This is a genomic window from Methylobacterium sp. WL116 (assembly GCF_008039455.1).
In the GTDB taxonomy this organism is placed as follows: domain Bacteria; phylum Pseudomonadota; class Alphaproteobacteria; order Rhizobiales; family Beijerinckiaceae; genus Methylobacterium.
The window spans coordinates 1-4,237 of sequence record NZ_VRUV01000399.1; the positions used below are offsets into that span (position 1 = coordinate 1).

The 4,237-nt window shown below is 71.1% G+C and carries 3 protein-coding genes; 1 reads left to right on the plus strand and 2 read right to left on the minus strand.

Translation table 11 applies throughout. The features are described from left to right. Positions 1–67 precede the first annotated feature (67 nt). Positions 68–1,834, plus strand: coding sequence for an ABC transporter ATP-binding protein (locus FV223_RS21320; RefSeq protein ID WP_147728875.1), 1,767 nt, complete (start codon positions 68–70; stop codon positions 1,832–1,834). Positions 1,835–2,019: 185 nt separating this feature from the next. Here the strand turns inward: FV223_RS21320 and FV223_RS21325 are convergent, their stop codons facing one another. Continuing rightward, on the minus strand, positions 2,020–2,700 hold the full coding sequence (locus FV223_RS21325) for a glutathione S-transferase N-terminal domain-containing protein (protein ID WP_147728876.1): 681 nt from the start codon (positions 2,698–2,700) through the stop codon (positions 2,020–2,022). Positions 2,701–2,793: 93 nt separating this feature from the next. Beyond that, positions 2,794–4,206, minus strand: a complete 1,413-nt coding sequence (locus FV223_RS21330) for a M48 family metalloprotease (RefSeq protein ID WP_147728877.1) — start codon at positions 4,204–4,206, stop codon at positions 2,794–2,796. Positions 4,207–4,237: the final 31 nt, after the last annotated feature.

A 4,237-nucleotide genomic window follows, 5' to 3' on the forward strand; every position in this document is an offset into this window, starting at 1 on the left:
GAGGCGAAGTCGTGGTGCAGCGGCTTGCCGGCCCTCCGCGTCGCCTGAAATCGAGATGCTCATCGCGATGGAAGACCTCTGCCAATACGCCGACCGGCCCTTCGCCTTCGTGGGCCGCTACCTGCGGCGCCGGGCGTTGCCGCATGCGGTGATCCTGATCGCGGTGCTCGGCGCCGTCGGCTTCTCGGTCTCGACCGACTACGCGCTGAAGGGCGTGGTCGACGCGCTGAGCAAGGGGCCGCAGGCGAACCTCGTTTGGGGGGCGCTCGCGGTCCTCATCGCCTTCATCGCCGCCGACAACATGCTCTGGCGCGTGGCCTCGCTCGTCGGCTCCTTCACCTTCGTCGGCGTCACCGGCGACATCCGCCGCGACCTGTTCCGGCACATGACCGGGCACTCCCCGAGCTTCTTCGCCGACCGGCAGCCGGGCACGCTGGCCTCGCGCATCACCGCGACCTCGAACGCGATCTTCACGGTCGAGAACATGTTCGTGTTCAACGTGATGCCGCCCTGCGTCGCGGCCTTCGGCTCGATCCTCTACATCGGCAGCGTCAACGTCACGATGGCCTTGGTGCTGGCCGGCATCTTCGCCGCCGTGGTGGTGCTGATGTTCAAGATGGCGGCGGCCGGCAAGCCGCTGCACCACGACTTCGCCTCGAAGGCCGCGAGCGTCGACGGCGAGATGGTGGACCTCGTCGGCAACATGCCGTTGGTGCGCGCCTTCTCGGCGTTCAAGCGCGAAGGCGTGCGCTTCGAGGGCACGATCGCCCAGGAGATGCGCGCGCGGCGCTCCTCGCTGCTCTACCTCGAGAAGCTCCGCATCGTGCACGCGATCCTCACCGTGCTCGCGGTGCTCGGCCTACTCTACTGGGCGATCACCATGTGGGAGGCGGGGCAGGCGACCAACGGCCAGGTGGTGCTGGTCTGCACGCTGGGCATCCGCATCCTCGCCGCCACCCGCGACCTCGCCGTGGCGCTCGTCGACGCGACCCAGCACACCGCCCGCCTCTCGGAGGCGCTGCACACCCTGCTGCAGCCGCACGACCTGATCGACCACCCCGAGGCGGTGCCGCTCTCGGGCACCGGCGCGCGCATCGAGTTCCAGCACGTCGCCTTCGCCTACCCGGACGGGCGCTCGGTCTTCACCGACTTCGACCTCGTGCTCGAGCCCGGCCAGCGCGTCGGCCTCGTCGGCAAGTCGGGCGGCGGCAAGTCGACCCTGTTCTCGCTGATCCAGCGCTTCTACGAGTCCAAGGGCGGCAAGATCCTGATCAACGGTCAGGACATCGACCGGGTGACGCAGGAATCCCTGCGCGAGGCGATCACGGTCGTGCCGCAGGACGTGTCGATGTTCCACCGCACCCTGCGCGAGAACATCCGCTACGGCCGGCCGGAGGCCTCCGACGAGGACGTGTGGAAGGCGGCCGACGCGGCGCACTGCACCGACTTCATCAACGCCCTGCCGGAAGGATTCGACACCATCGTCGGCGACCGCGGGGTCAAGCTCTCGGGCGGCCAGCGCCAGCGCATCGCCATCGCCCGCGCGATCCTCAAGGATTCGCCGATCCTGCTCCTCGACGAGGCGACCTCGGCGCTGGACGCCGAGTCGGAGGAGGCGATCCGCCACGCGCTCGCCAACCTGATGAAGGGCCGCACGGTCATCGCCATCGCCCACCGGCTCTCGACCCTCAAGGACTTCGACCGGATCGTGGTCCTGGAGGGCGGCCGCATCATTCAGGACGGCTCGCCGGACAAGCTGACCCATCTCGACGGGTTCTATCGCGAGCTGATGAAGAAGGAATCGATGTCGATGGGCGCGCTCGCCGCGGCCTGAGGCAGACGTCCCCCTGCCCTCCCCCCTCTGCGGGGGAGGGTGGCCCGCGCAGCGGGTCGGCACAGGGGAGCGACAGTTCCGGAGACGTCGCTCCCCTCTCCCGACCTTCGCTGACGCGAGGCCCACCCTCCCCCGCAGGGGGGGGGAGGGAAAGTGGAGGTCGGCGTTTCGATCGCCGCCTGAACTCAGCCGACCTTCATCGACCGGAACAGGAAGCGCCGGGCGTCGTCGTCCACCTCGGCCTTGAACGCGTGCCGGCCCTTGAGGCTTTCCGCCCGCTGCGCCGCCGGGCGGGCGCTCACCGTGTCGAGCAGCCGCTTCACGTTCGGGAATTCGAGGATCGCGTCCTCGCCGAGCATGAAGGGCAGCATCCGCGCCCAGCCCCAGACCGCCATGTCGACGATGCCGTACTCGGCAAGCACGAAGCTGCGGCCGGCGAGGTGGGCGTCGAGCACGCCCCAGTGGCGCCGCGCCTCGAACACGTAGCGCTCGGCGGCGTATCCCGTCCGCTCGGCCTCCGGCGCGAAGTGGCGGAAATGCACGCACTGGCCGGAGAACGGCCCGATCCCGGTGGCCACGAACATCAGCCAGGACAGCATCTGGCCGCGGGCCGCCTCGCCGTGGGGCAGGAAGGCCCCGGCCTTCTCGGCCAGATGCAGGAGGATCGCGTTCGAATCGAACACCGTGGCGTCGCCGTCGACGATCGCCGGCACCTTGGCGTTCGGGTTGATCGCGGCATAGGTCTCGGCGAACTGCTCGCCCCTGCGCGTGTCCACCGGGATCGGCTCGTAGGCGAGCCCGGTCTCCTCGAGGCACAACGCCACCTTCATCGGGTTCGGCGCGAGGTTATAGTAGAAGCGGATCATCGGGTGCGCATCCTGCGTGTCGGCCGGGTCGGGCATCGCGCGAACGCGGCACCGGTGGCAAGGCCGGCGCGCGCCGGAGGGCGGTGGGCCCGCTTACTCCACCACCACCTTGTAGCTCTGCCCCGTCTTCAGCGGCACGCCGCGCTCCAGACCGTTGAGCACCAGGAACCGATCCAGCGCGCGGTCCGGCACCGCCATCCGCCGGGCGAGGTCCTCGGCGTTCGACGAGGCGGCGACGACGATCTGCAGGCGCAGCGGCTTGAGCGAGGCGGTCTCGGCCGGCGAGACCGAGGCCAGGCTCGCGATCCAGCGGCGGAAGGCCGGGTCGGGGTCGGTCGCGCCCTTGGCCGCCATGATCAGGCGGAAGGTGGCGTCGCCGACGCGGATCGCGGCGAGCCGGAAGGTCCAGTCCTTGCCGCGGGACAGGGCGGTCGCCGCCGGATGGTCGGCGATCGGCTGGACCTCGATCGAGGCCGGGTCGATCGCGTCGTTCCACGTCGCCTTGAGGATCGCGTCGAGGGTCTGGCCGTCCTTGGCCTCGACCTGGTCGAACAGCAGGCGCCGGCTGCCCTCGTTGGTGGTGCCCAGCACCGCGTTGCGGGTGTTCTCGATCGAGAAGCCCTCCGGCACCTCGAAGGCGATGCCGAGGCTCGGATGCACGAAGCGGTGCCCGCGCACCGCGCCCTCGCCGGGGTTGTCGCCGTAGGCCAGCCCGTCGATCGCCGCGAGGTAGGCTGCGCGGTCGTCGGTGCCGACGCCCGGGGCCCCGGTGCGCCGCGCGGCACGAGTGACGAGCCCGATGCGCTCGGCCGTGCCCGGATGAGTCGCGAGCATGTCCGGCTCGGCCGCGGTGCCGCCGCCGGCCTTCAGCGCCAGGGTCCGGTTCAGCGCGGTGAGGAAGCGGCCGGCGCCGTAGGGGTCGTAGCCGGCCTTCGCCAGGGTGCGCACGCCGGCCGCATCGGCTTCGAGCTCCTGCTCGCGGGAGAAGCGCGCGAGCGCGAAGCGCGACTGACTCTGGAGCTGGGCGCCGGTGGCCGGATCGTTCAGCACGTCGGCGACCACGCGGCTGACGAGCTGCGAGCGCAGCTCGAGCTCGGTCCGGGCGGTGGCGTGGCTCAGCGTGACGTGCGCGATCTCGTGGGCGAGCACGGCCGCGATCTCCGAGGTGTCGCTCGCCAGCGCGACGAGGCCGCGGGTGACGTAGAGGCGGCCGCTCGGCAGGGCGAAGGCGTTGACCACGGGCGAATCGAGCAGCGTCACCGCGTAGGTTTGGTCGGGCCGGTCGCTCGCCCTGACCAGCCGGTCGGTCACCTCGGTGAGCAGGCGCAGGGTGGCCGGCGACCGGTATTCCCCGCCGAAGGAGGCGACGAGCTTGGCGTGGTCGGCATCCGTGACGTTGGCGGGACGGCCGGTGGTGCGCGGCGCCTCCGGCGGCACGGAGACGACGGCCGGAACCAGCACCGCCCCGGTCTGCTCGCCGGCGCAGGCCGTGAGCGCGAGCAGCAGGGCGAGCGCCGGCGCGCGACGCGCCTGCGCG

Excerpts from the sequence above, each read along its gene's own strand:
- FV223_RS21320 (WP_147728875.1), top strand. The coding sequence starts at position 68 with ATGGAAGACCTCTGCCAATACGCCGACCGGCCCTTCGCCTTCGTGGGC.
- FV223_RS21325 (WP_147728876.1), bottom strand. The coding sequence starts at position 2,700 with ATGATCCGCTTCTACTATAACCTCGCGCCGAACCCGATGAAGGTGGCG.